The 23,285-nt window shown below is 59.1% G+C and carries 19 protein-coding genes; 18 read left to right on the forward strand and 1 reads right to left on the reverse strand.

The window, feature by feature from the left end; translation table 11 throughout:
- Window positions 1-4: 4 nt before the first annotated feature.
- From torC to I6L35_RS01955, 14 genes are all read left to right on the forward strand, one after another.
- Window positions 5-1,171 (forward strand): pentaheme c-type cytochrome TorC, encoded by a 1,167-nt coding sequence (gene torC, locus I6L35_RS01890; protein WP_083243727.1) that lies wholly within the window; start codon window positions 5-7, stop codon window positions 1,169-1,171.
- A 27-nt stretch (window positions 1,172-1,198) separates the two neighbouring features.
- Window positions 1,199-3,691: a trimethylamine-N-oxide reductase TorA gene (gene torA / locus I6L35_RS01895; protein ID WP_216979385.1), complete on the forward strand. Its 2,493-nt coding sequence runs from the start codon at window positions 1,199-1,201 to the stop codon at window positions 3,689-3,691.
- A 99-nt stretch (window positions 3,692-3,790) separates the two neighbouring features.
- Window positions 3,791-4,459 (forward strand): molecular chaperone TorD, encoded by a 669-nt coding sequence (torD, locus tag I6L35_RS01900; RefSeq protein WP_005358423.1) that lies wholly within the window; start codon window positions 3,791-3,793, stop codon window positions 4,457-4,459.
- A 7-nt stretch (window positions 4,460-4,466) separates the two neighbouring features.
- The gene (locus I6L35_RS01905) at window positions 4,467-4,835 is read left to right on the forward strand and encodes a hypothetical protein (RefSeq protein WP_216951965.1); all 369 of its coding nucleotides are present in this window, start codon (window positions 4,467-4,469) and stop codon (window positions 4,833-4,835) included.
- A gap of 170 nt (window positions 4,836-5,005) precedes the next feature.
- Complete coding sequence (locus tag I6L35_RS01910) at window positions 5,006-6,145, forward strand: hypothetical protein (protein ID WP_216979386.1); 1,140 nt, start codon at window positions 5,006-5,008, stop codon at window positions 6,143-6,145.
- Window positions 6,135-6,758 (forward strand): hypothetical protein, encoded by a 624-nt coding sequence (locus tag I6L35_RS01915; protein WP_216979387.1) that lies wholly within the window; start codon window positions 6,135-6,137, stop codon window positions 6,756-6,758. The genes I6L35_RS01910 and I6L35_RS01915 overlap by 11 nt, the downstream gene beginning before the upstream one ends.
- A 183-nt stretch (window positions 6,759-6,941) precedes the next feature.
- Window positions 6,942-9,389: an EAL domain-containing protein gene (locus I6L35_RS01920; protein WP_216979388.1), complete on the forward strand. Its 2,448-nt coding sequence runs from the start codon at window positions 6,942-6,944 to the stop codon at window positions 9,387-9,389.
- Window positions 9,390-9,877: 488 nt separating this feature from the next.
- Window positions 9,878-11,824, forward strand: a complete 1,947-nt coding sequence (acs, locus tag I6L35_RS01925) for an acetate--CoA ligase (RefSeq protein ID WP_216979389.1) — start codon at window positions 9,878-9,880, stop codon at window positions 11,822-11,824.
- A gap of 284 nt (window positions 11,825-12,108) precedes the next feature.
- Window positions 12,109-12,558, forward strand: coding sequence for a type II 3-dehydroquinate dehydratase (aroQ, locus tag I6L35_RS01930; protein WP_216979390.1), 450 nt, complete (start codon window positions 12,109-12,111; stop codon window positions 12,556-12,558).
- Window positions 12,559-12,594: 36 nt separating this feature from the next.
- Window positions 12,595-13,050, forward strand: a complete 456-nt coding sequence (accB, locus tag I6L35_RS01935) for an acetyl-CoA carboxylase biotin carboxyl carrier protein (protein WP_216979391.1) — start codon at window positions 12,595-12,597, stop codon at window positions 13,048-13,050.
- Window positions 13,051-13,065: 15 nt separating this feature from the next.
- A complete protein-coding gene (gene accC, locus I6L35_RS01940; RefSeq protein WP_216951972.1) occupies window positions 13,066-14,406 on the forward strand; it encodes an acetyl-CoA carboxylase biotin carboxylase subunit in 1,341 nt (446 codons plus the stop codon).
- A 207-nt stretch (window positions 14,407-14,613) separates the two neighbouring features.
- A complete protein-coding gene (locus tag I6L35_RS01945; protein ID WP_254204220.1) occupies window positions 14,614-14,877 on the forward strand; it encodes a DUF997 family protein in 264 nt (87 codons plus the stop codon).
- Entirely contained in the window at window positions 14,867-16,324 is a 1,458-nt protein-coding gene (gene panF, locus I6L35_RS01950) for a sodium/pantothenate symporter (protein ID WP_216979392.1), read from the forward strand. The genes I6L35_RS01945 and panF overlap by 11 nt, the downstream gene beginning before the upstream one ends.
- An 89-nt stretch (window positions 16,325-16,413) precedes the next feature.
- Complete coding sequence (locus I6L35_RS01955; protein ID WP_216979393.1) at window positions 16,414-17,841, forward strand: PTS transporter subunit EIIC; 1,428 nt, start codon at window positions 16,414-16,416, stop codon at window positions 17,839-17,841.
- Window position 17,842: 1 nt separating this feature from the next.
- Here the strand turns inward: I6L35_RS01955 and I6L35_RS01960 are convergent, their stop codons facing one another.
- Complete coding sequence (locus I6L35_RS01960; RefSeq protein ID WP_216979394.1) at window positions 17,843-18,715, reverse strand: LysR family transcriptional regulator; 873 nt, start codon at window positions 18,713-18,715, stop codon at window positions 17,843-17,845.
- Between the two features lie 100 nt (window positions 18,716-18,815).
- Between I6L35_RS01960 and I6L35_RS01965 the strand changes: the two genes are divergently transcribed.
- The 4 genes from I6L35_RS01965 (at window position 18,816) to I6L35_RS01980 (ending at window position 23,049) form a co-directional block, all read left to right on the forward strand.
- Complete coding sequence (locus tag I6L35_RS01965) at window positions 18,816-19,832, forward strand: zinc-binding alcohol dehydrogenase family protein (protein ID WP_216979395.1); 1,017 nt, start codon at window positions 18,816-18,818, stop codon at window positions 19,830-19,832.
- A gap of 537 nt (window positions 19,833-20,369) precedes the next feature.
- Window positions 20,370-21,248 (forward strand): 50S ribosomal protein L11 methyltransferase, encoded by an 879-nt coding sequence (gene prmA / locus I6L35_RS01970; protein WP_159157543.1) that lies wholly within the window; start codon window positions 20,370-20,372, stop codon window positions 21,246-21,248.
- Window positions 21,249-21,450: 202 nt separating this feature from the next.
- The gene (locus tag I6L35_RS01975) at window positions 21,451-22,428 is read left to right on the forward strand and encodes a D-2-hydroxyacid dehydrogenase family protein (protein ID WP_216979396.1); all 978 of its coding nucleotides are present in this window, start codon (window positions 21,451-21,453) and stop codon (window positions 22,426-22,428) included.
- A 66-nt stretch (window positions 22,429-22,494) separates the two neighbouring features.
- A complete protein-coding gene (locus tag I6L35_RS01980) occupies window positions 22,495-23,049 on the forward strand; it encodes a sugar O-acetyltransferase (RefSeq protein WP_216979397.1) in 555 nt (184 codons plus the stop codon).
- Window positions 23,050-23,285 lie beyond the last annotated feature (236 nt).

Genomic DNA, 23,285 nt, shown 5'->3' on the forward strand with positions numbered 1-23,285 from the left:
GAGCATGATGAAAAAACTGTGGCACTTCCTGCGCACCCCCAGCCGTCGCTGGTCGGTACTGGCGCTGCTTCTGGTGGGCGTCGGCGTCACCCTCGCGGGCACCGTCGGCCTGCACTATGGCTTTGAGAAAACCAGCAGCCTCGAATTCTGTATCTCCTGCCACTCCATGAAAGACACCGTCTATCCGGAGTACAAGGAGTCCATCCACTTCAAGAATGCCTCAGGGGTACAGGCGGTCTGTACCGACTGTCACCAGCCGAAGGATTTTGTCGGCAAGGTGGCCCGCAAGATGGAGGCAGCCAACGACCTCTATCAGGAGTACATAGGCCACAGCATCGACACCCAGGAGAAGTTCGAGGACCGGCGCCTGCATCTGGCCGAGAAGGTTTGGGCACGGATGAGCAGCCAGAACTCCAAGACCTGCAAGTCCTGCCACAGCTACGACAACATGGATCACGCCAAACAGTCCCCGGCGGCAGCGCTGGCGATGAAAGACGCGGCGGCGAAGAACATGAACTGCATCGAGTGCCACAAGGGCATCGCCCACGAACTGCCCAACATGGCGGGCGGCTTCCGGGCCACTTACGCCACTCTGGTCAACGACGCGCAAGAGGCGCCAGCCACCGAGACCCTCTACAACCTGGGTGAAAAAGATCTCTATGCCAGCGAACAGAGCAGCGACCCGGTCGGCAAACTGCTGCCCGCCTCCCGTATCGACGTGGTGGACCGCAGCGGCGATCGCCTCAAGGTGACCATCGAAGGGTGGCGCGAGAGCGATGGCAAGGGCCGGGTGCTGAGCGAATACATGGGCAAGCGGGTCTTCGTCGCCACCATCCGTGACGAACTGAAAGCGAGCGAGAAAGTGCTCAAACAGGAGACCGACAGCGCCACCCATATCAAGTGGGAACAGGTTCAGGTGCAGGCCTGGGTCGATGGCAAGGGCTTTGAGTCCTCGCTCAAGCCGATCTGGGATTACGCCGGCGAGATGTACAAATCCACCTGCAACTCCTGCCACGGCGCGCCGGATCCCGCTCACTTCACTGCCAACGGCTGGATCTCGGGGCTCAAGGCGATGTCTGCCTACTATCGCCTGAGCAAGGAAGAGGAGCGCACCCTGCTCAAATACCTGCAAAACCATGCCGCCGATACCGGTGGTCAGGGCAGCCACTAAGTCCGGATTCGAAAGAGGAATAACAAGATGATCAATATTTCCCGTCGTGGTTTTCTGGGTGGCTTGCTGGCCAGCGGTGCCTCTGCCCTGATCGGCCCTTCCCTGCTCGGTCGCGCCGTGATGGCTGCCGAGTCTGGCGACAAGCTGGTGCAGTCCGGCTCCCACTGGGGCGCCTTCCGTGCCCGGGTGGTCGATGGCCGCTGGGTCGAGACCCTGCCGTTCGAGCACGACAAGCACCCTACCGACATGCTCAAGGCCTTGAGTGAAGTGGTCTACAACCCCTCCCGTATCCGCTACCCCATGGTGCGGCTGGACTGGTTGCGCAAGGGCCACCAGTCCGACACCAGCGAGCGCGGCCAGAACCGCTTCGTGCGGGTGACCTGGTCCCAGGCGCTGGACTTCTTCTATCACGAGTTGGAGCGGGTGCAGAAGACCTATGGCCCGAGCGCCCTCTATGCCGGCCACTCCGGCTGGCAGTCGGTGGGCAAGCTGCACTCCGCTGGCGCCATGCTGGGACGCGCCATGAACCTGCACGGCACCTATCTGGCCAAGGCCGGTGACTACTCCACCGGCGCCGCCCAGGTGATCCTGCCCCACGTGGCGGGCGCCATGGAGGTGTATGAACAGCAGACCTCCTGGCCGCTGGTGCTGGAGCACAGCAAAACCATCGTTATCTGGGGCTCCGATCCCATCAAGAATCTGCAGGTGGGCTGGCTGGTGCCGGATCACTGCGTCTACGACTACTGGGCGCAGCTCAAAGAGAAGGTGGCCAAGGGCGAGATCCGGGTGATCAGTGTCGATCCGGTCAAATCCAAGACCCAGAAGTACCTCAATTGCGATCAGGTGACCCTGAATCCGCAAACCGATGTACCGCTGATGCTGGGCATCGCCCACACCCTCTACAGCGAGAAGCGCCACGACGAAGCGTTCCTGAAGAACTACACCACCGGCTTTGACAAGTTCCTACCCTACCTGCTGGGCACCAGCGATGGTCAGGTGAAGGACGCCGAGTGGGCCGCCGCCATCTGCGGCGTACCAGCCGAGACCATCCGCGAGCTGGCCCGCGCCATGAGCAGCGGCCGCACCCAGCTTATCGGCGGCTGGTGCGTGCAGCGCATGCACCACGGCGAGCAGTACGCCTGGATGCTGGTGGTACTGGCCTCGATGATTGGCCAGATCGGCCTGCCGGGGGGCGGTTACGGCTTTGGCTGGCACTACAACGGGGCGGGTACCATCACCTCCAGCGGCCCCATCATGTCCGGTTTCAGCTCGGTCATTCCCGGGGTCAAGCCGCTCCATGACGGCGACTGGAAGGGCTACTCCAAATTCATTCCGGTGGCCCGTTTCGTCGACTGCATCCTCAATCCGGGCAAGCAGATCGCCTTCAACGGCCAGACCATCACCTACCCCCACATGAAGATGGCGGTGTTCTGCGGCAACAACCCGTTCCACCACCAGCAGGATCGCAACAAGATGGTCGCCGCCTGGCGCAAGCTGGAAACCGTGGTCAGCATCGATCACCAGTGGACCGCCAGCTGCCGCTTCGCCGATATCGTGCTGCCCGCCACCACCACTTATGAGCGCGATGACATCGAGCAGTGGGGCTCCCACTCCAACGCGGGCATTCTGGCCATGTACAAGGTGGTAGAGCCGCTGTTCGAGGCGCGCGATGACTACGACATCTTCGCCGATCTTTGCCGTCGCTTCGGTCGTGAGGCCGAGTTCACCGGCGGCAAGAGCAAGCTGGAATGGATCCAGAGCATCTATGACGACGCCCGCCTGCAGGGTCGCGGCATCGGCATTCGACTGCCCCGTTTCAGCCAGTTCTGGCACGGCGAGGGCTTCGTCACCTTCCCGGCGGGCCAGCCCTGGGTGCGCCACGAGTCGTTCCGTCAGGAGCCGGACCTGGAACCCCTCGGTACCCCGTCTGGCCTTATCGAGATCTACTCCAAGACCATCGCCGACTACGGCTATGGGGACTGCCCGGGCCACCCGGTCTGGATCGAACCCTACGAGCGCTCTCACGGCGGGCCGGGCAGCAAACAGTACCCGCTGCACCTGCAATCCTGCCACCCGGACAAACGGCTGCACAGCCAGCTCTGCTCCTCCGACAACTACCGCGCCACCTACACGGTGCAGGGTCGCGAACCTGTCTACATGAATCCGCAGGATGCCAAATCCCGCGGCCTCAAAGACGGCGATCTGGTGCGGGTGTTCAACGGCCGCGGTCAGGTATTGGCTGGTCTAGTGGTGAGTGATGACTACGCCCCCGGCGTGGTGCGCATTCAGGAAGGAGCCTGGTATGGTCCACAAGAGGGTGGCAAGGTAGGGACTCTCTGTACCTACGGCGATCCCAACGTGCTGACCGCCGACATCGGCTCCTCCAGCCTGGCGCAGGCCACCACGGCCCATACCGCGCTGGTGGAGATCGAGAAGTTCCGCGGGCAGGCACCTGCCGTCACTGCCTTCGGCGCGCCGGAATCGGCCAAGGGCATCGACCCCATGTTCCCGGCACTCTGACCTCGGGGGGACGAAAGCGCCCCCTTGAGTTTCCTTTATTTTTAAAGTCGTTAGAATCGGGAGCCATCAAGGCTCCCGATTGCCATCCACGGAGGAAAAATGCAGGAATTTATGGCTACCAGCGAACGCCGGGCCGAACTCTACTGGTGGTTCTCCACCCTGTTCGCCGCCGAACTCAGTGATGAGCAGATCGCCGAATATGACACCTATGACGTGCGAAGCTTCCTGAAAAGCCTCTCCACCCTGGATCCGATGCGTGAAGCCGTGGCCGAGCTCAACGATGCCATCGCCCGCCTGCTGGTGCGCCCGGATCGCCAGCTGGAACTGGCCGCCGACTTCGCCGGCCTGTTTCTGGTGGATCCCAAACAGGGCGCCCTGCCCTACGAATCGCTCTATCGTGGCGATGCCAAGCTGCTGATGCAGGCCCCGATGGCCGAGATGCAGGCCCGCCTCGATCGCCTTGGTATCAATGTCAGCGACAAATACAAGGAGCCTGCGGATCATCTGGCCATCGAGCTGGATCTGATGGGCAATCTCATCATCCGCGCGGCGGAAGCCAAGAGCGCAGCCGAGCGGGAACGCTGGCTCGACGAGCAGGAAGCACTGCTGCACGGCCATCTGCTGGGCTGGTTTGACAAGTTCGAAAGCGCCTGTCGCGCCGCCGACCGGTTTGGCTTCTACGGCGCCAGTGCCCGTCTGCTGGGGGTCTTCCTCAAGATGGATGCCAACTACCTCTCTCTGGTCAAACCGGCACCGTCCGCCGACTGAGGCCGCGATGAAGACAGCCCTGCTTCTGATTGCATGCTGGCTGCTGGCCCTGATCCCGCTGGATCAGGGCATTACTCCCCTGATCGCGCTGCTGTTTAACCCGGATCGCGAGCTCTACGGCACCGCCCAGCTCACCGGATTTGCCGGCATCCTGCTCACCCTCTACCTTGCCAATCTCGGCGTCGAGGTGGTGTTGCGCCGCCGCTTCCAGATTGCCGGCATGCTGGCGCTGCTGGCCGCCTGGATCGACTTCATCAACAGCAGTGGCAGCGAGTCACACTTCCTGCTGCTCTATCTGCTTGCCCTCCCGTTCCATCTGCTCGGCTGGCTGGTGCTGGTGCGCGGTATTCAGGCGTTTGGCCGAGAGAAAGGCTAAAAAATAGCCAATAATATTGCAAATCATGACAGCCAGGTCAGGCACTTCCCAGTCATTACAAGCACATCGGTACAGCTCCCCGTAATATTTGCTTACATTCAGCTCCCGTTCAGTTTTAAAAAAGCCTATATAGTGCCGCTCCTTTCGCCACACTACACAGGAGCAATCGTATGCCTCCACAGGATGCGCGCATCACAGGCCTCGATCTGTTGCGCGGGCTTGTCATCTTCATGGCCGTCTTCGAGCACTACACCGGTTACCTCAACTACTGGTACATCGATTTCTTCAATCGGGAACATGCCTTGTGGGACAGCTTCTATGTATCACACAAGGCAATGGCGGGACACCTGCTCCCCATGGATCAGCTGACAGCACACGCATCAGCCTGGTTAATCCCCTGGGTCAGCCAGATCTACCTGGCCTTGGCCGCATTCAACCTGAGCCGCCGCGATCAGGCCAGCTTCAAGCCGCAGCTGGGCAGCAAGCTGGCCCTGTTTGCCAGCATCATACTGATGCTCTATGTCGAAGGGTTGGTCATCGCCCCCAACTTCGGCGAGGCCATCTCGTTCTACCCGGTCATGCTCTGGATGTGCCTGCTGGCGCTCTTCTCCATGGTGTATGCCTGGTTCGGCATCCGCGGCATGCTCCTGCTGACCCTTCTAAGCCTGCTACTGGATCAACTCGGCGTACAGGATCTGCTCGGCCATATCGACAGCTGGATGAAGCTGCACGTTCACCCCGACTATGAGCTGGATGCCCGTCTCGACCTCTTCATGGCCAGTGGCTGTTTCGGCTTTCTCTATGGCTGGTGCTGGCATCAGCGCCCACAATGGCGAGATCGCCTCAACCGTCTGGTACTGACGCTGTCGCTGGTGGCGCTGGCCATCTATCTCATGTTCGGCGAGACAAGCACGGTCGAGCTCAACGACATCTACGCCAATGAACACGAACTGGCGCTGGACATGATCGGCCGAGCCGGGATCTGGGGTATGGAGTTTCTGGTGATCGGTACCGTGCTCTGGCTACACCAACACAATATCCGTCTCTGCTGGCGACCACTCAACTGGATCGGTATGTACTCGCTGACCGTATTCATCTTCCACAAGAGCATCTTCGTCCATCTGTGGGGCCCCTTGCTACTGTGGTGGACTGCCCGTCAGGGCACCATACTGCCCAACAGTTTTGGCCTTATCATGTTGCTCTGCACTGCCAGCGTACTGCTTATTTATGCTTTCCAGCGCTCCGGCATCATCTGTCATCTGATGGGAATGCATCAGGATCGGGACTGGCAGAGACTGTATGGCAAATAAGAGCGGGTTACTGCTGCTCATTCCCCTGATGCTGCCTTTCTCGGCCAGGGCGCTGGTTGTGGGTAGCCAATGGCAACTCGACAGCAGCAACGCGGGAGCGGGGGCCGACTCCACGGTACAGCTCTGGCTCGGCTATGAACGGGAAACACAGATGGGGCTTGTCTTTATTGATGGCCAAAGCGCAGGCGTTGCGTTACCCCTTTATAAACAGAGCTTTATCGCCTTAGGGATCAGTCCGATGGTGGTGGCGGATCACTCCCGCTTTGGTGCGTTATGGCGCATGGGCTGGCAACTGGATGACGAACACCAGCTCAGCATTGGCCAGCTTTATGATGTAACCGGTCGCTATGGCCAGCTGTGGTATATGGAACATTCGCTTCCGCTGCCTGCCAGCGTATCCTTCAATCTATGGCTGACAAGAGGCGACCAGGCATACATGTCCGCATATGAGAGCGAAGAGGGATGGCGCGAATGGGGAATGACGCTGGAACGTAGCTGGACATGGAATCTGTGGAAGCTTGGCTTGGAAGCGGGCGCGAAACAGTGGCTGATGAAAGAGCGTGACTGGCAACCCACCATCAGCCTGACCCTGCGCTATCAATTAAGCCTTTAATACATCTTGAGCGGAAATCGCGCCGCTGTGATTGCCTTTCACACCTCACCGCCTCCAAATGGATTTCATCACCAAGACTTACCATATATAACAATGAGATAAGGTTATTCCTCCCCCCCAAAAAAAGGTTCGTGCCATACTTAAAACCGTTAAATGATAAATAAATCAATGCCGGGAGCCATCATGGATGGAATGCTTTTCAAGGCCGATACCGAAACAATTCTGCCCACGCTGTCAGATCAGAGCATACTCGAACAACTACTGAATACAGCCCCCTTGGGTATAGGTGTCTTTGACTGCCATTTCCGTTATTGCAAAGTCAATCAGGTACTGGCTGATATCAATGGCAAGACCATAGAGGAACACAAGGGCAAACATCTGAGAGAGATTGTGCCCAAGCTGGCTCCAGTACTGGAGCCCATGTTCCGGCAAATCCTGCGCCACGGTAGGCCCTACGTGAATATCGCCATCACGGGGCAAACAGCGGCACATGGCAGCAGCGCAAGACGGTGGCAGGCAACCTATAGTCCGATGTGGAACGACAGTGGCAAGCCGAGCGGTATCCTCGCCATAGTGCGCGATATTACCGAACAGTACGAAACAGAGCAGCGGCTGCAACTGGCTATGAGAGCGGCACAAATTGGCGTGTGGGAGTGGTATGTTGCAGAGGATAGATTGCTGTTTAATGGAGAAATTGAACCACTGCTTGGCATACCAGCTCACCAGTTCAAGGGAGGGCTGCAGGCTTTCATTGACTGCTTTGAACCTGAATCAGGCCAGCAGCTCAGGACAGTTCTGCAAGGGAAAGAGCCCATCCATCTCACCCTGAGCTTCATCACTCCCTTAAATGAACGTCACTGGGTTGATATTCATGCCGATCATGTTGCAGCCACGGAATCCATCGGCCACAGAGTGATGGGCGTGATCCACAACGCGACGGCCCGGCGGCGTCAGGAGGAGCGACTCCATCAGGCCAACGTGGTTTTCGATACTACGGCCGAGGGAATTATTATTCTGGACAACAATCACCGTATCATTTCGGTCAACCCGGCTTTCACCATGCTGACGCAATATGATGCCGAGGAGGTAATAGGCCAAGATCCTGGAATCGTTATACATCCGAGACGCTATACCGACCTCGACTCACCATGGCATCAACTGCATCCGGACAATAATGCCTGGCATGGCGAAATGGCCTGTTTACGCAAAGATGGCAGCTACTTCTCTTCATGGCAGCAGATTAGTGCCGTCTACGACAACTTCAACAACACCACTCACTATGTAATTGCCCTCTCCGACATCAGCGCCATTCGCAAGGTGGAAGCCGAGCTGAATCATCTCGCTTATCACGATCCCCTGACCGAACTCGGCAATCGCCATCTGCTGCAGGAGCGACTGACTCTTGAACTGAAAACCGCACAACTCAACAACAAGCGGTTGGGACTACTCTTTATCGATCTGGATGGTTTCAAACTGATCAACGACAGTCTGGGGCACGGGGTGGGCGATGAACTGCTCAAGCGACTGGCAGAACGGATCCGAAATTGCCTGCAACCGAATGAGCTGGCTACCCGCTTGGGTGGGGACGAATTTCTGGTGCTCATCCCCTATCTGGAAGCACCTGACGAGCTGATAACACTCGCCAATACCTTGCTGACTGCGCTGCGTGAACCGGTCGAACTGTCCCATGAGCAGGTTGCTATCTCGGCGAGCATCGGCATCGCTATCTATCCGGACCACGCAACCACCCCTGAGACACTGATCAGTGCCGCCGACAACGCCATGTATGAAGCGAAGAGCCAGGGTCGTAACGGCTTCCAGTTCTACACCCCATACATGGCGGAACAGGCTCGAGAACGAATGCAAATTGAACAGGGATTACTCAAAGCTCTTGAGCTTGAACAGCTTTGTATTCTCTATCAGCCCATGACTCATCTTGCCGGCGGTCATCTGAGTGGGCTGGAGGCACTCTTGCGCTGGAAGCACCCCAATGAGGGACTGATCAATCCAGCCCGTTTTATTCCGGTTGCAGAAGAGTGCGGCCTCATCGAAAAAATTGGCGAATGGGTAATGCGCAATGCCTGTGCACAGGGAAGAAACTGGCTGGCCGCCGGCCTGCCGGTGCCCCGCTTGTCAGTTAATGTATCGGTGCGAGAGATGCGCTCACCCGGCTATGTGGAACAGGTCGCAACTATTCTGGCCGAAACAGGGTTTCCGCCTGAGCGACTGGAGATTGAAGTAACGGAAAGCATCATACAACGGGTTGATCAGAGCCTGGATCTCTTTACCCGGCTGAAAAATCTGGGGGTTCAAATTGCCATCGACGACTTTGGCACCGGATTTTCGTCGCTGAGCCTGCTCAAGACTCTGCCGATTGATCGCATCAAGATCGACCGGGCATTCGTGCAGGCTTTACCGGAGGACAAGAATAGCAGGGAGCTCTGCCGCACCATCATCAGTCTGGCAGACAGTCTGGAGATGGAGGTTACGGCAGAGGGTATTGAAACTCGAGCACAATATACCTTCTTGCAGTCACTTAACTGTGGTGAGGGGCAGGGCTACCTGTTCAGTAAACCGCTGCATGTAGAACAGATGCACGAACGCTTGCATTGCCAAAGCGTTCAGCAGTAGCAATATCAGGGAAACGAACGGCCAACGACTGGACAATCAAACTATTTTCCAAACGTCAGGGTAGGAACACCACCGTTATCCCGGTCATTGGCCATGCGAGTGAGCGGTGAGTCACCCGAGTAACGGGAGCCTGGCTCACTGAGGGAAAACCTGGCTCCCGGCTTTTTGTCCTGCCATGCATGACCAAGCTGCTCAGCAACCCGATCCCGTACAGTCTGTGACGGCTCCTGGTGTGTAATAGCAAACTCTTTGGGAGGCTTGTCTGCAAGAACAGGCGCATCAAACTGCCACAGGGATGCACAGAGCAACAGAGAGAACATAACAACCTCTATCAATCAAAAACACCTTTTTACCCACTCACCGCGTGAGTGTCACCCATTACCCTGTAACCAAATGTTGCTGTCTATCCAAAAGTCTAATTGTCCCCCTCGACCAAAGGTATAAGTTGTTACTTAATTATTAAAAGTATGTATTCAAAGGAGTGACAGATGAGCGAGAGCAAGGTCTACCCGGTCAAACCCCACATCAGCAGCAATGCACTGCTAGACAAGGGCGACTACGCCGCCATGTATCAGGCCTCCGTCGAGGATCCCGAGACCTTCTGGGGAGAGCAGGGAAAAATCCTCGACTGGATGAAACCCTATAGCAAGGTCAAAAACACCTCCTACGATCCGGGCCATGTCTCCATCAAATGGTTTGAAGATGGCCAGCTCAACGTCTCCGCCAACTGCCTCGATCGCCATCTCGCCGAACGGGGCGACAAGGTTGCCATCATCTGGGAAGGGGACAACCCCGCCGAAGATCGCAAACTCACTTACCGCGAGCTGCACGCCGAAGTGTGCAAATTTGCCAACGTATTGAAAGCTCAGGGGGTACACCGCGGCGATGTGGTCTGCCTCTACATGCCCATGGTACCGGAAGCAGCTATCGCCATGCTGGCCTGTACCCGCATCGGCGCGGTACACAGCATAGTATTCGGCGGCTTCTCGCCGGAAGCGCTGGCTGGTCGCATCATCGACTCGGGCTCCCGCATCGTGATCACCGCCGACGAAGGGCTGCGTGGTGGCCGCCCGGTGCCACTCAAGAAGAATGTGGATGAAGCGCTCACCAACCCGGATACCCAGGTCAACAAGGTGATCGTGCTCAAGCGCACCGGTGGTAATATCGCCTGGCACAGCCACCGCGACATCTGGTGGCACGAAGCAACCGCAGCCGTCAGCAGCGACTGCCCACCCGAAGCGATGAATGCCGAAGATCCGCTCTTTATCCTCTATACCTCCGGCTCCACCGGCAAACCCAAAGGGGTGCTGCACACCACCGGCGGTTATCTGGTCTATGCCACCCTCACCTTCAAATATGTGTTCGACTACCACGAAGAGGATATCTACTGGTGTACCGCCGACGTGGGCTGGGTCACCGGTCACTCCTATCTGGTCTACGGGCCGCTCGCCAACGGCGCCACCACCATCATGTTCGAAGGGGTGCCCAACTACCCGGCCACCAACCGCATGAGTCAGGTGGTGGACAAGCATCAGGTCACCATCCTCTATACCGCACCGACCGCCATCCGTGCCCTGATGGCCAAGGGCAACGAAGCGGTCACCGGCACCTCCCGCCAGAGCCTGCGCATCATGGGGTCAGTGGGTGAACCCATCAACCCAGAAGCCTGGGAGTGGTACTACCGCACCATTGGCGACGAGCGCTGCCCCATCGTCGATACCTGGTGGCAGACCGAGACTGGCGGCATCCTCATCACCCCGCTGCCCGGCGTCACCGACCTGAAACCGGGTTCGGCTACCAAACCGTTCTTCGGCGTACAGCCTGCGCTGGTCGACAACATGGGCGAACCGCTGGAGGGAGCCACCGAGGGCAACCTGGTGATCACCGACTCCTGGCCGGGTCAGATGCGCACCGTGTTCGGGGATCACGAACGCTTCGAGCAGACCTACTTCTCCACCTTCCCGGGCCGCTACTTCACCGGCGATGGTGCCCGTCGCGACGAGGACGGCTACTACTGGATCACCGGTCGGGTGGATGATGTACTGAACGTCTCCGGCCACCGCATGGGTACCGCCGAAATTGAATCGGCGCTGGTGGCCCATCCCAAGATCGCCGAAGCGGCGGTGGTAGGGGTTCCTCACGAGATCAAGGGTCAGGGCATCTACGCCTATGTCACCCTGATCGCCGGGGAAGAGCCGAGCCGCGAGCTGCACAAAGAGGTGAAGGAGTGGGTGCGCAAGGAGATTGGCGCCATCGCCACGCCAGATGTCATTCACTGGGCGGAGGGGCTGCCGAAGACCCGCTCCGGCAAGATCATGCGCCGGATCTTGCGCAAGATCGCCACCGGCGAAACCGACAGTTTGGGGGATATCTCCACCCTGGCGGATCCGGGTGTGGTGGACAAGCTGATCCGCGAGAAGTCGGAAGCAGCCTGATCTCCTGCCAACTCTTGTTCAAAGCCGGCCTTGTGCCGGCTTTGTTGCTTCTACAGCGGTACAAACAGCCTGAGCCGCTGAAACTGGACGCACAGGGAGGGGAGTTCAATAAATAGTCAGATGTAGAGATTAGACCAGTAAAATGCTGCTAATTTTCACGAAATCAATATAATTGCGAAATCTGTGTGCCAGGGCACACCGATTTGCGCAGAAAATGGCTAGATTTCTGGTAGTCCACAAGATAGCTGACAGATAGCAGCATTATCATCGAGGATGCACTCAATATGTCGCAAAATCACCGTATTCTCCTGCTCAACGGACCAAACCTGAATCTGCTGGGCAAACGGGAACCGGGCATCTACGGCAGCAAGACGCTTGATGAGATCGTCGCCGATCTGAAGCTCAACGCCAGCGAACTCGGTGTCACTCTGGAACATCTGCAATCCAACGCCGAACATGAGTTGGTCAGCCGCATCCATCAGGCCATGGGTCAGGTGGATTTCATCATCATCAATCCAGCCGCCTTCACTCACACCAGCGTCGCCATCCGCGATGCGCTGCTGGGTGTCGCCATCCCCTTTATCGAGGTTCACCTGTCAAACGTTCATGCCAGGGAGCCATTCCGTCATCACTCCTATCTGTCTGATGTCGCCAAAGGGGTCATTTGTGGTCTGGGGGCCGATGGCTATCAATTCGCTTTAACCGCGGCCGTGCGCCATCTGCACGCGGCTTGATAATCACTGATCAGATAAAGAAGAAAGAGAATGCTAATGGATATCCGCAAAATCAAGAAGCTGATTGAACTGGTTGAAGAGTCCGGCATCGCCGAACTGGAGATCTCCGAAGGTGAAGAGTCCGTTCGCATCAGCCGCAACTTCGCAGGCCAGGTCACTGCCGCACCGCAGATGATCATGCAGCAAGCAGCCGCTCCGGTTGCCGCTCCAGCCGCCGCCCCGGTTTCCGCTGCGCCGGCCGCAGATGCCGCACCGAGCGGTCACCTGATGCGCTCTCCCATGGTTGGCTCCTTCTACCGCTCCTCCAGCCCGGAAGCCAAGCCGTTCGTGGAAGTGGGTCAGCAAGTCAATGTCGGCGATACCCTGTGCATCGTCGAAGCCATGAAAATGATGAACCAAATCGAGTCTGACAAGGCCGGTGTGATCAAAGCGATCCTGGTTGAAAATGGTCAGGCCGTCGAATTTGACGAGCCGCTGTTCATCATCGAATAAGGGAAATCGCCACCCATGTTGGACAAAGTAGTCATCGCCAACCGCGGTGAAATTGCCCTGCGGATCCTGCGCGCCTGCAAAGAGCTCGGGATCAAGACAGTGGCCGTTCACTCCACCGCCGACCGGGAGCTCAAACATGTGCTGCTGGCCGACGAATCCATCTGTATCGGCAAACCAGCCAGTACCGACTCCTACCTCAACGTTCCGGCTATCATCGCCGCCGCCGAGGTGACCGGTGCCGTGGCCATCCACCCGGGTTACGGCTTCCTCTCCGAGAACGCCGATTTTGCCGAAGTGGTCGAAAAATCCGGCTTCATCTTCATCGGCCCGCGCGCCGAGACCATCCGCCTGATGGGTGACAAAGTCTCCGCCATCGAAGCGATGAAGAAGGCAGGCGTACCGTGTGTACCGGGCTCTGACGGTCCGGTGGACAACGACACCAAGCGCAACGCCGCCATTGCCAAGCGCATCGGCTATCCGGTGATCATCAAGGCCGCCGGTGGCGGCGGTGGTCGTGGCATGCGCGTGGTACGCAGCGAGGCCGAGCTAGCCTCCGCCATTGCCCTAACCAAATCCGAAGCAGGCCAGTTCTTCAAGAACGACATGGTCTACATGGAGAAGTACCTGGAAAACCCGCGCCACATCGAAATTCAGGTGTTGGCAGACGGCCAGGGCAACGCCCTCTATCTGGGCGAGCGTGACTGCTCCATGCAGCGTCGCCACCAGAAAGTGGTGGAAGAGGCGCCGGCACCCGGCATCACCGCCGAAATGCGCAAGTTCATCGGCGAGCGCTGTGTGCGCGCCTGTATCGAGATCGGCTACCGCGGTGCGGGTACTTTCGAGTTCCTGTACGAGAACGGCGAGTTCTATTTCATCGAAATGAACACCCGTATCCAGGTTGAGCATCCGGTCACCGAGATGGTCACCGGTATCGATCTGATCAAGGAGCAGCTGCGCATCGCCGCCGGTCAGCCCCTGTCGATCACCCAGCAGGATATCCGCATCCGTGGTCATGCCATCGAGTGCCGGATCAACGCCGAAGATCCGGCCACCTTCATGCCCTCTCCGGGTCTGGTGCAGCGCTTCCACGCGCCGGGTGGTCTGGGCGTGCGTTGGGACTCCCACATCTATGCCGGTTACAAGGTACCGCCCCACTATGATTCGATGATCGGCAAGCTGATCTGCTACGGCGAGAATCGTGACATTGCCATCGCCCGCATGCGCCATGCGCTGGACGAGCTGGTAGTGGAAGGGATCAAGACCAACGTACCGCTGCAAAAAGAGATCATGAAAGACGAAAACTTCCAGCACGGTGGCACCAATATCCACTACCTGCACAAGAAGTTAGGTCTGTAAGGATCGCTGATAGAGACCCGATGACATTGCACGGTGGCAGTACCAACGCCCACTATCTGCACAAGAAGTTGGGTCTGTAAGGATCTCTGATAGAGACCGGACTTCCGGTGGAAGTCTGCTCCGCAAGGAGCCTCTGCTGAAAAAGGGCCATGGCGACATGGCCCTTTTTTGTTATCCTTGCGCCCCTCAAAATTGTCGGAGGCCAAGGTGAACCGTTTTGCTCTCGCCCGCCGGGAAGCAGCTTTCTGCCTGCTGCTGACCCTACTCTATTTTCTTGCCTGGTATGGCACGGCTTATCTGATCCCGGAAGAGATCGAATGCTGGGACATTCCCCTTTGGTTCCTGCTCAGTTGCGTGGCGATGCCACTGCTGTTCATCGCACTATGTGCCCTGATGGTGGATCGACTGTTTGTGGATATCCCCCTCGATACCCCAGCCCCTTCCGGCAAGGAGTCATCCCATGAATCTTGAGCTGATGCTGCCGCTCTTCATCTATCTGGTGCTGGTGCTGGGGGTGGGTTTCTGGGCCAGCCGTCATAGAGCTGAAGGCAACTTCGTGCAGGAGTACTTCATCGGCAACCGCAGCATGGGCGGGCTGGTGCTGGCGATGACGCTAGTGGCCACCTACACCTCGGCCTCCTCCTTTATCGGTGGGCCGGGCGCGGCCTACAAGATCGGTCTGGGCTGGGTGTTGCTGGCGATGATCCAGCTGCCCACCGTCTGGCTCACTCTGGGAGTACTGGGCAAGAAGTTCGCCATCATCGCCCGCCGGGTCAATGCGGTGACCATCAACGACATGCTGTGGGCCCGCTATCAGAGCAAGGCAGTGGTGATCCTCGGCTCCGTTACTATCATCCTCGCCTTTATCGCGACCATGGTGGTGCAGTTTATCGGCGGTGCCCGCCTGCTGGAGACCGCCACCGGGCTCTCCTACCAGCAGGGGTTGATGCTGTTTGCCAGCTGTGTGCTGCTCTACACCATCATCGGCGGCTTCCGCGCCGTGGTGATGACTGATGCCCTGCAGGGGATCATCATGCTGATCGGCACCGGCGCCCTGCTGGCAGGAATTCTGATTGCCGGTGACGGCCTGCCGAACCTTATCCACCAGCTCAGGGAGATCGATCCCAAGCTGGTAAGCCCGCAAGGGGCCGGCGACATGCTGACCCAGCCCTTTATGCTGAGCTTCTGGATCCTGGTCTGTGTCGGGGTGGTGGGGCTGCCCCACTCGGCATTGCGCTGTTTTGGCTATCGCGACAGCAAGGCGCTCCATCGTGGCATTCTGATCGGCACCGTGGTCAGCGCCCTGCTGATGTTCGGCATGCATCTGGCTGGCGCCCTCGGCCGCGCCATCCTGCCCGGCATGGACAGCCCGGACAAGATCATGCCCTCCCTGATGATGGAAGTGCTGCCCCCCTGGCTGGCCGGGGTCTTCCTGGCTGCGCCGATGGCGGCCATCATGTCCACCATCGACTCCCAGCTGATCCAGGCTTCCGCCACTCTGGTGAAGGATCTCTACCTCAACTATCTGAGTCCAAAGCAGGAGAAGCTGGAAGTGCGCATTCCCCGCCTCTCTCTGCTCTGCACCCTGATCTTGGGCACTCTGGTGCTGCTAGCGGCGTTGCAACCGCCCGAGATGATCATCTGGCTCAACCTGCTCGCCTTTGGCGGCCTGCAGGCGGTGTTCCTCTGGCCGCTGGTGCTCGGTCTCTACTGGTCACGGGCCAACGGCCCGGGCGCGCTGGCCAGCATGGTCAGCGGCATCGTCTGCTATGGGGTACTCAGTCAGTGGGGGATCAAGCTGGCTGGCCTGCACGCCATAGTGCCAAGCCTCACGCTGGCACTGGTGGTCTTTATCACGGTCAGCCTGCTGACGGCACCGCCCTCGCGGGAAGTGCGCGAGCTTTTCGGGCAGAAATAATAAAAATATAAATTAGGGGTTCCAAAACTATCCCCAAATAGGTGTTTTCCGGTTAAACTGTGCGCCAAGTCACAGAACGTAGCCGCTGTATGCCCGTTAAAGCCACTCGACAAGTCGTTACTCAAGCCCTGCAGCGGCTCGGTTATGCCCTGCTGCTGCCCGTCTCCATCCTGCCGATGGCGGCGTTGATCTACCGGCTTGGACAACCCGACGTGCTCGATTTGGCGGTGCTCTCCCTCACCGGTCAGGCGATCTTCAGCCAGATGCCGCTCATCTATGCGGTGGCGATCGCCTTTGGTCTGAGTCGGCAGGAGCTGGGCGGACAGACGCTGGCGGGGGCGGTCAACTTCCTGCTGCTCAGCACAGCTTTCAATACTCTGGCCCCCAACCTGCACGCCGACATGATCTGCGGCCTGCTGGCGGGGCTCACCACCGCCATCATCTACCCCTGGGTTCACCAGCAAACCCTGCCCCGCTGGCTGCAGATCGCCAGGGGAGAGTTTCCCAGCCTGCTGGTGTCGGCCTTGGCCTGCTTGCTGATCGCCATCCCCCTCTCGCTGCTGTGGCCGCCACTGGAGCGCGGGCTGACCATGCTCACCTCCGAGCTGCTTACCACGCCGTTTGGCGCCTTCTGCTACGGCACCCTCAACCGCTTGCTGATCCCGCTTGGGCTCCATCAGGTGCTGGGCAGCGTCATCGGCCTTGGCGAGAGCAACCTGCAGGCGCTGGCCACCGCCCAACCCCTTCATGAAGGGTATGTGGCCGGTCTTTACCCCATCATCATGTTCGGCCTGCCGGGCGCCTGTTTTGCCATCTGGCTGCACCGCCAGCGGATGCAGCGGCTGCCGCAGGGCGGGCTGCTGCTCACCCTGGCGCTCACCTCGGCACTGGTGGGTATCACAGAGCCTATCGAATTTCTGTTCGCCTTTACCGCCCCCTGGCTGTTTCTCGCCCACGCCCTGCTGACCGGACTGTCGCTCGCTGTCTGTAGCGGGCTGGGGATCAAGGTGGGCAGTTACTTCTCCGCCGGTCTGCTGGATCTGGTGCTGAGCTATCAGGCTGGGGAGCACAGCTTCTGGCTCATCCCGGTCGGTATCCTGTTTTTCGTCGCCTACACCCTGCTGTTCTATCAACTGCTGGAGCACGCCCCCCTCAGCATGCCGAGCAAGCCCATCGCGGTGGAGCATCCGCGCCTTGCCAGCGTTGCCCCCTCAGACCCGCAGATGCTGGCGATCCAGTACCTCAAGGTGCTGGGCGGGATGGACAATCTGGTGGCGATGAGTGTCTGTATCACCCGCCTCAGCCTGCGGGTGCGCGATATTTCACTGGTGGATGAATCCCGCCTGCTGGGTCTGGGCTGCCTCTCCTGGATCCAGCTCAACGACCACCAGCTGGTGCTGGTGCTGGGCCCCAGCGCCAGCCTGATTGAAGGGCAGATCCGCATGCTGGCGGAGCGCCAGTCGGTCCCCCTCGGCCTCAAACCCAATCAGGAGTCGGCCAGCCAGAGCAGCTGGTAACTCAGGCGAACGGCAACCGCTCGGCCACGAAATCCATCAGGGTGCGCAGAGCGGGGGCCAGATGCTCCCGACTCGGATAGATTAGGTAGAACGGGTTGGCCGGAATGGGCTGATCCGGCAACACCTTCTGCAGCCGCCCCGCCGCCAAATCCCCTTCACAGACATGGTGGGGCAACAGGGCAATCCCCCCGTCATGAAGCGCCATCTCCCGCAGCGCCAGCAAGCTGTTGCTGACACAGGCCCCCTGCGGCCGCCAGCCCCCCTCCTGCAATGGCCACACCGGCATGGCCGAGTGCACCAGACAGGCATAACGGCCCAGCTCGCTCAACTGCTGCGGCATGCCGTGGGCCGCCAGATAGGCGGGCGCAGCCACCAGATGACGCGCCACCTGACCGATACGCCGACAGATGAGGCTGGAGTCTTTCAGCGGCGCCGCCCGCAGCGCCAAATCATAACCTTCCCCCACCAGATCGAGCTGTTCATCGCTCAGGGTCAGTTCCAGCACCACCTCGGGATAGAGGGCGCGAAACTCGGCGAGGATCCGGCCAAGCAATAGAGTACCGGTCGCCTCGGGGGCAGTGATCCGCACCCGCCCCGCCGGGGCAGATCGCAGCCGTGCCATCGCCAGATTGGCGCTGCGGGCCAGTGCCAGCAGCCCCTGACAGTGCTCCACATAGAGCTCCCCCTGCGGGGTCAGGCTCAACCTGCGGGTGGTGCGCTGCAACAGCCGCACCCCGAGCTGGGATTCGAGCCGCGAGATCTTCTGGCTCACCGATGACTTGGGCATACCGAGCAGCTCGGCGGCCCGGGTAAAGCTCCCCTGCTCCACCACGGTGGCAAACAGCCCCATCAACGCCAGATCGACATTGTTCATATATTCAAACAGTCTTTACCTATTACCCATCTTAATATTGATAATCAACCAGACTAGAGTGAGTGGCAATCCCGAAAACAGCGATTTGAAAGGAAAAACCATGAAAGCCATTGCCCTGACTCACTATCTGCCAAGCCACCACCCCGACTGCTTTATCGCCGCCAACCTGCCCGATCCGGTTCCGGGTTCGCGGGATCTGCTGGTGCGGGTCACCGCCACCTCCGTCAATCCGGTGGATACCAAGGTGCGTTCCCCCAAGGCCAAAATTGAAAGCTCGCCCCGGGTACTGGGCTGGGATGCGGTGGGGGAAGTGATCGCCACCGGCAGCGAAGTGACCCTGTTCAAGGCGGGCGACCGGGTGTGGTATGCCGGCGATATCAGCCGTCCGGGCAGCAACAGCGCCCTGCAACTGGTGGATGAGCGCATCGCCGCCATCGCCCCCACCAGCTTGAGCGATGTGGAGGCCGCCGCCCTGCCGCTGACCGCCATCACCGCCTGGGAGACCCTGTTCGAGCGCTTTGCCCTCACCCGCGAGAGCCGTGGCAAACTGCTGATCATCGGCGGCGCCGGTGGCGTAGGCTCCATCGCCATCCAGCTGGCCCGCCAACTCACAGGCATGGAGGTAATTGCTACCGCCTCCCGCCCCGAGAGCCGCGAGTGGTGCCTCGAAATGGGCGCCCATCAGGTTGTGAACCACCACAAGTTGCAGGAGGAGCTGACCGCCCTTGGCATCACTCAGGTCGATGCTATCTTCTGCACCAACGCCACCGCCGAACACTGGGCCACCATGGCGGGGTTGATCCGCCCGTTTGGCCATATCTGCACCATCGCCGAATCGAGCGAGCCGTGGGATCTCTCCCTGCTCAAGAGCAAGAGCGTCACCTTCAGCCAGGAGTTCATGTTCACCCGCTCCCTGTTCCAGACGCCGGACATGATCGAACAGCACCGCCTGCTCGGCCGGGTGGCGGCACTGGTCGATGAAGGAGTACTGCAGACCACCCTGACCAGAACCATCCCCTCGCTGACCCCGATCACGCTGGCTCAGGCCCATGCCGAGGTGGAAGCGGGCCGTATGGTTGGCAAGCTGGTGATCGACATGAGCAGCTTTGCCAACTAAGCCCTCAAACGCACCATGATGGGATAAGTTCACCAAGGAGATGCCCCAAACGGGCACAACCAGCGGCACTCATGACAGCCAGTAGCAGGCCAACGTCCAACAATCAGCCAAAAAAGAGGCCATTTCGCGAGAAATGGCCTGAATACCTGAACATTGGGGTAACAATCACACACATATCCTTATGCAGGACATATTAGTCTTTGCATCTGGCGTGCCAACAGCAGCATGAATGCGCCAAAACGGCGTCAGCCCGTCCTTGAGCAAGGTGCCGACCTTGCTCTTTTTTTGTCTGGCAGACTGTTTACCAGGCAAACAAGTGCAGATAAAAAAATGCCACCCGAGGGTGGCAGTGAAAGATGACGGAACTTGAGCAAAGCGTTCAGCGAAAACCGGTCGTCTTCGCCTGCATAGAGCAATACAGGAACCGTGCCAATCCGGCAAAAGCCCCCGTATCCCTCCACGTCATGGGCAAACCACGACAGCACTGCCCCATGATGGTAGAATCTCGCGGTTTCACATTTATGAAGAGTCGACGCCATGCCCTGGATACAAATTCGAATCAACGCCACTGCCAAGACCGCAGACAAGGTGAGCAACATGCTGCTGGGGCGTGGAGCCCAGGCGGTGACCTTTATGGATGCCAAGGATGTGCCCGTCTATGAACCCATGCCCGGTGAAACCCCGCTCTGGGGCGAGACCGAAGTGATGGGGCTGTTCGATGCCGAAACCGATCCGGCCCCCACCATCGCCTTCTTCCAGCAGATCTTCGGCGAAAACGTCGGCTACAAGGTCGAGCAGCTGGAGGACAAGGACTGGGTGCGCGAGTGGATGGATCACTTCCACCCCATGCAGTTTGGCGAGCGCCTCTGGATCTGCCCGAGCTGGCGCGATGTGCCGAACCCCGATGCGGTCAACGTGATGCTGGATCCGGGTCTGGCCTTCGGTACAGGTACCCACCCCACCACCGCACTGTGCCTGCAGTGGCTGGACAGCCTCGATCTGACCGGTAAAACCGTGGTCGACTTTGGTTGCGGCTCCGGCATTCTCGGCATCGCCGCCCTGAAACTGGGTGCTGCCCGCGTCATCGGCATCGACATCGACCCGCAGGCCATTCAGGCCAGCCGCGACAACGCCGCGCGCAACGGTGTCGCCGACCAGATTGAGCTCTACCTGCCAGCAGACCAGCCACAAGACGTCGAAGCGGACGTAGTGGTCGCCAACATCCTGGCCGGCCCGCTGCGCGAACTGGCTCCACTTATCGCCGGCCACGGCAAGCCGGGCAGCCTGATGGCCCTCTCCGGCGTGCTGGAGAGCCAGGCTCCGGAGCTGGAAACCATCTACGGTCAGTGGTTCGAGATGGACCCGACCGCCGTCAAGGAGGAGTGGTGCCGCCTCTCCGGCCGCAAGCACGGCTAAGCGCGGGCAACATAGACGCCAACCTCATGCCATCAGGGCTCCCGTTCGGGGGCCCTGATTGTTTTGGCCTGTCAGGCTCTTCCCGGTCCGTGGACATGGGCTTGATCGCCCTCCCTTCTGATTGTGTTCGTTTGAAAACAACAGACACCTTTAATTCCGGTAAGATAGCGGTCCGAGCCAACGCAACCGAGAAGGATTTCTTATGCGGATTGCCATTCTGGATGACTATCAGGATCAGGTGCGCCACCTCCCCTGCTTTGCCCTGCTGGCGGGTCATGACGTCACAATCCTCAACCAGAGCGAACCAGATCCAACGCGCCTTGCCGCCCTGCTGGAAGGAATGGAAGCACTGGTGCTCATCCGCGAGCGTACCCGCATCGACGAACAGCTGTTGATACAGCTTCCCACCCTTAAACTCATCAGCCAGACCGGCAAAGTCAGCCGGCATATCGACCCGGCACTATGCCAGCAGTACGGCGTTGCCGTGGCAGAAGGGATCGGCAGCCCTATTGCTCCCGCCGAGCTCTGCTGGGCGCTCATCATGGCAGCCTCCCGCCATATACCTGTTTACAGCAAGGCGTTAAGCCAAGGCCAATGGCAGCAATCTGGTGACCTCGGTTTGGGACGCACGCTGCATGGGCTGACGCTCGGCGTCTGGGGCTACGGCAAGATAGGCCAGCGGATCGCCCGCTATGGCAAGGCATTTGGCATGTCGGTACTGATATGGGGCAGTGAGGCTTCGCGCAGGCAGGCCGAGCTGGATGGCTATGCCTGCGCCTCCAGCAAGGAGGCGCTCTTCAGTCAAGCCGATATCCTCACGCTGCATCTGCGCCTGAGCGAGGCAACCTGCGGCGCTGTTACCCGCGCAGATCTGGCCCGCATGAAAGTTGACTCTCTGCTGGTCAATACCAGCCGTGCCGAACTTATCGAGCCGGGCGCCCTCTATGCAGAGCTCAGTAACCATCCTGAGAAACGAGCCGCGCTCGATGTATTTGACATCGAGCCGGCGACACAGGAAAGCGAGCCCCTGCTGCGCCTGCCCAATGTACTGGCGACGCCTCATCTCGGCTATGTGGAGCAAAACAGCTACGAACTCTACTTTCGCGTGGCGTTCGAGAATGTGCTGGACTTTGCCGAAGGCAGACCTGCCAACCTGGTTCTGCCCGTATCGGGTGGATGATCACGTTACTTCTGCCGTATTGGCGCCAATATCCAAATCCCTGGCAGATAAAGGAAAGCAACCTTCATGAGCGAATACCAGAAGATGATTAGCAGCCAACCGTACAACTGCATGGCACCCGAGCTGGCCCAGTTGCGCCGGGAGGCGGCCCAGCACTATCGCCGTTTCAATCAGGCGGAAGATGAGGCTGAGCAGCGGGCACTACTGGCGGAGCTGATTGGCGAACTGGCAGAGAACGCCTTTATCTGCCCGCCCCTCTACTGCACCTATGGCCGCCACATCCACCTGGGCAAGGACTCCTACATCAATATGGGAGCGACCCTGCTGGACAATGCCCCCATCCGCATCGGAGCCAACGTGATGATTGGGCCAAACGTGCAGATCTATACCGCAGCCCATGCACTGGAGGCCGACGAACGGATTCAGGGCACAGAGACGGCACTGCCGGTCACCATTGAAGACAAGGTCTGGATTGGGGGCGGTGCCATCTTGCTGCCCGGCGTCACCATAGGGCGGGAGGCGATCGTCGGCGCGGGCGCTGTAGTCACCAAAGATGTACCGGCCGGTGCTCGGGTAGTCGGCAACCCGGCCCGGATCCTGCCAGCCAAAAACAGGTCATAAGGCTGCCAACCGGGCTGCATCTTGATGCCGCCATCAACTCACAACAACCCCGACACCCCATAAAAAAATAAAGCCCAATGTCACGAAGACGTTGGGCTGTTAAAAGGTGCTACGGAATTGCGACTCTCATCGCAGAAAAATTAGAAGGAGTGCCCTTCTAAACTGGCAGGGAGATATTAGCGAACGCGCAAACGTTTTACATAGTGAAATACCACAGGATTGCGAGGTACATCGCA

Source organism: Aeromonas sp. FDAARGOS 1405 (genome assembly GCF_019048265.1).
Taxonomy (GTDB): Bacteria; Pseudomonadota; Gammaproteobacteria; order Enterobacterales; family Aeromonadaceae; genus Aeromonas; species Aeromonas veronii_A.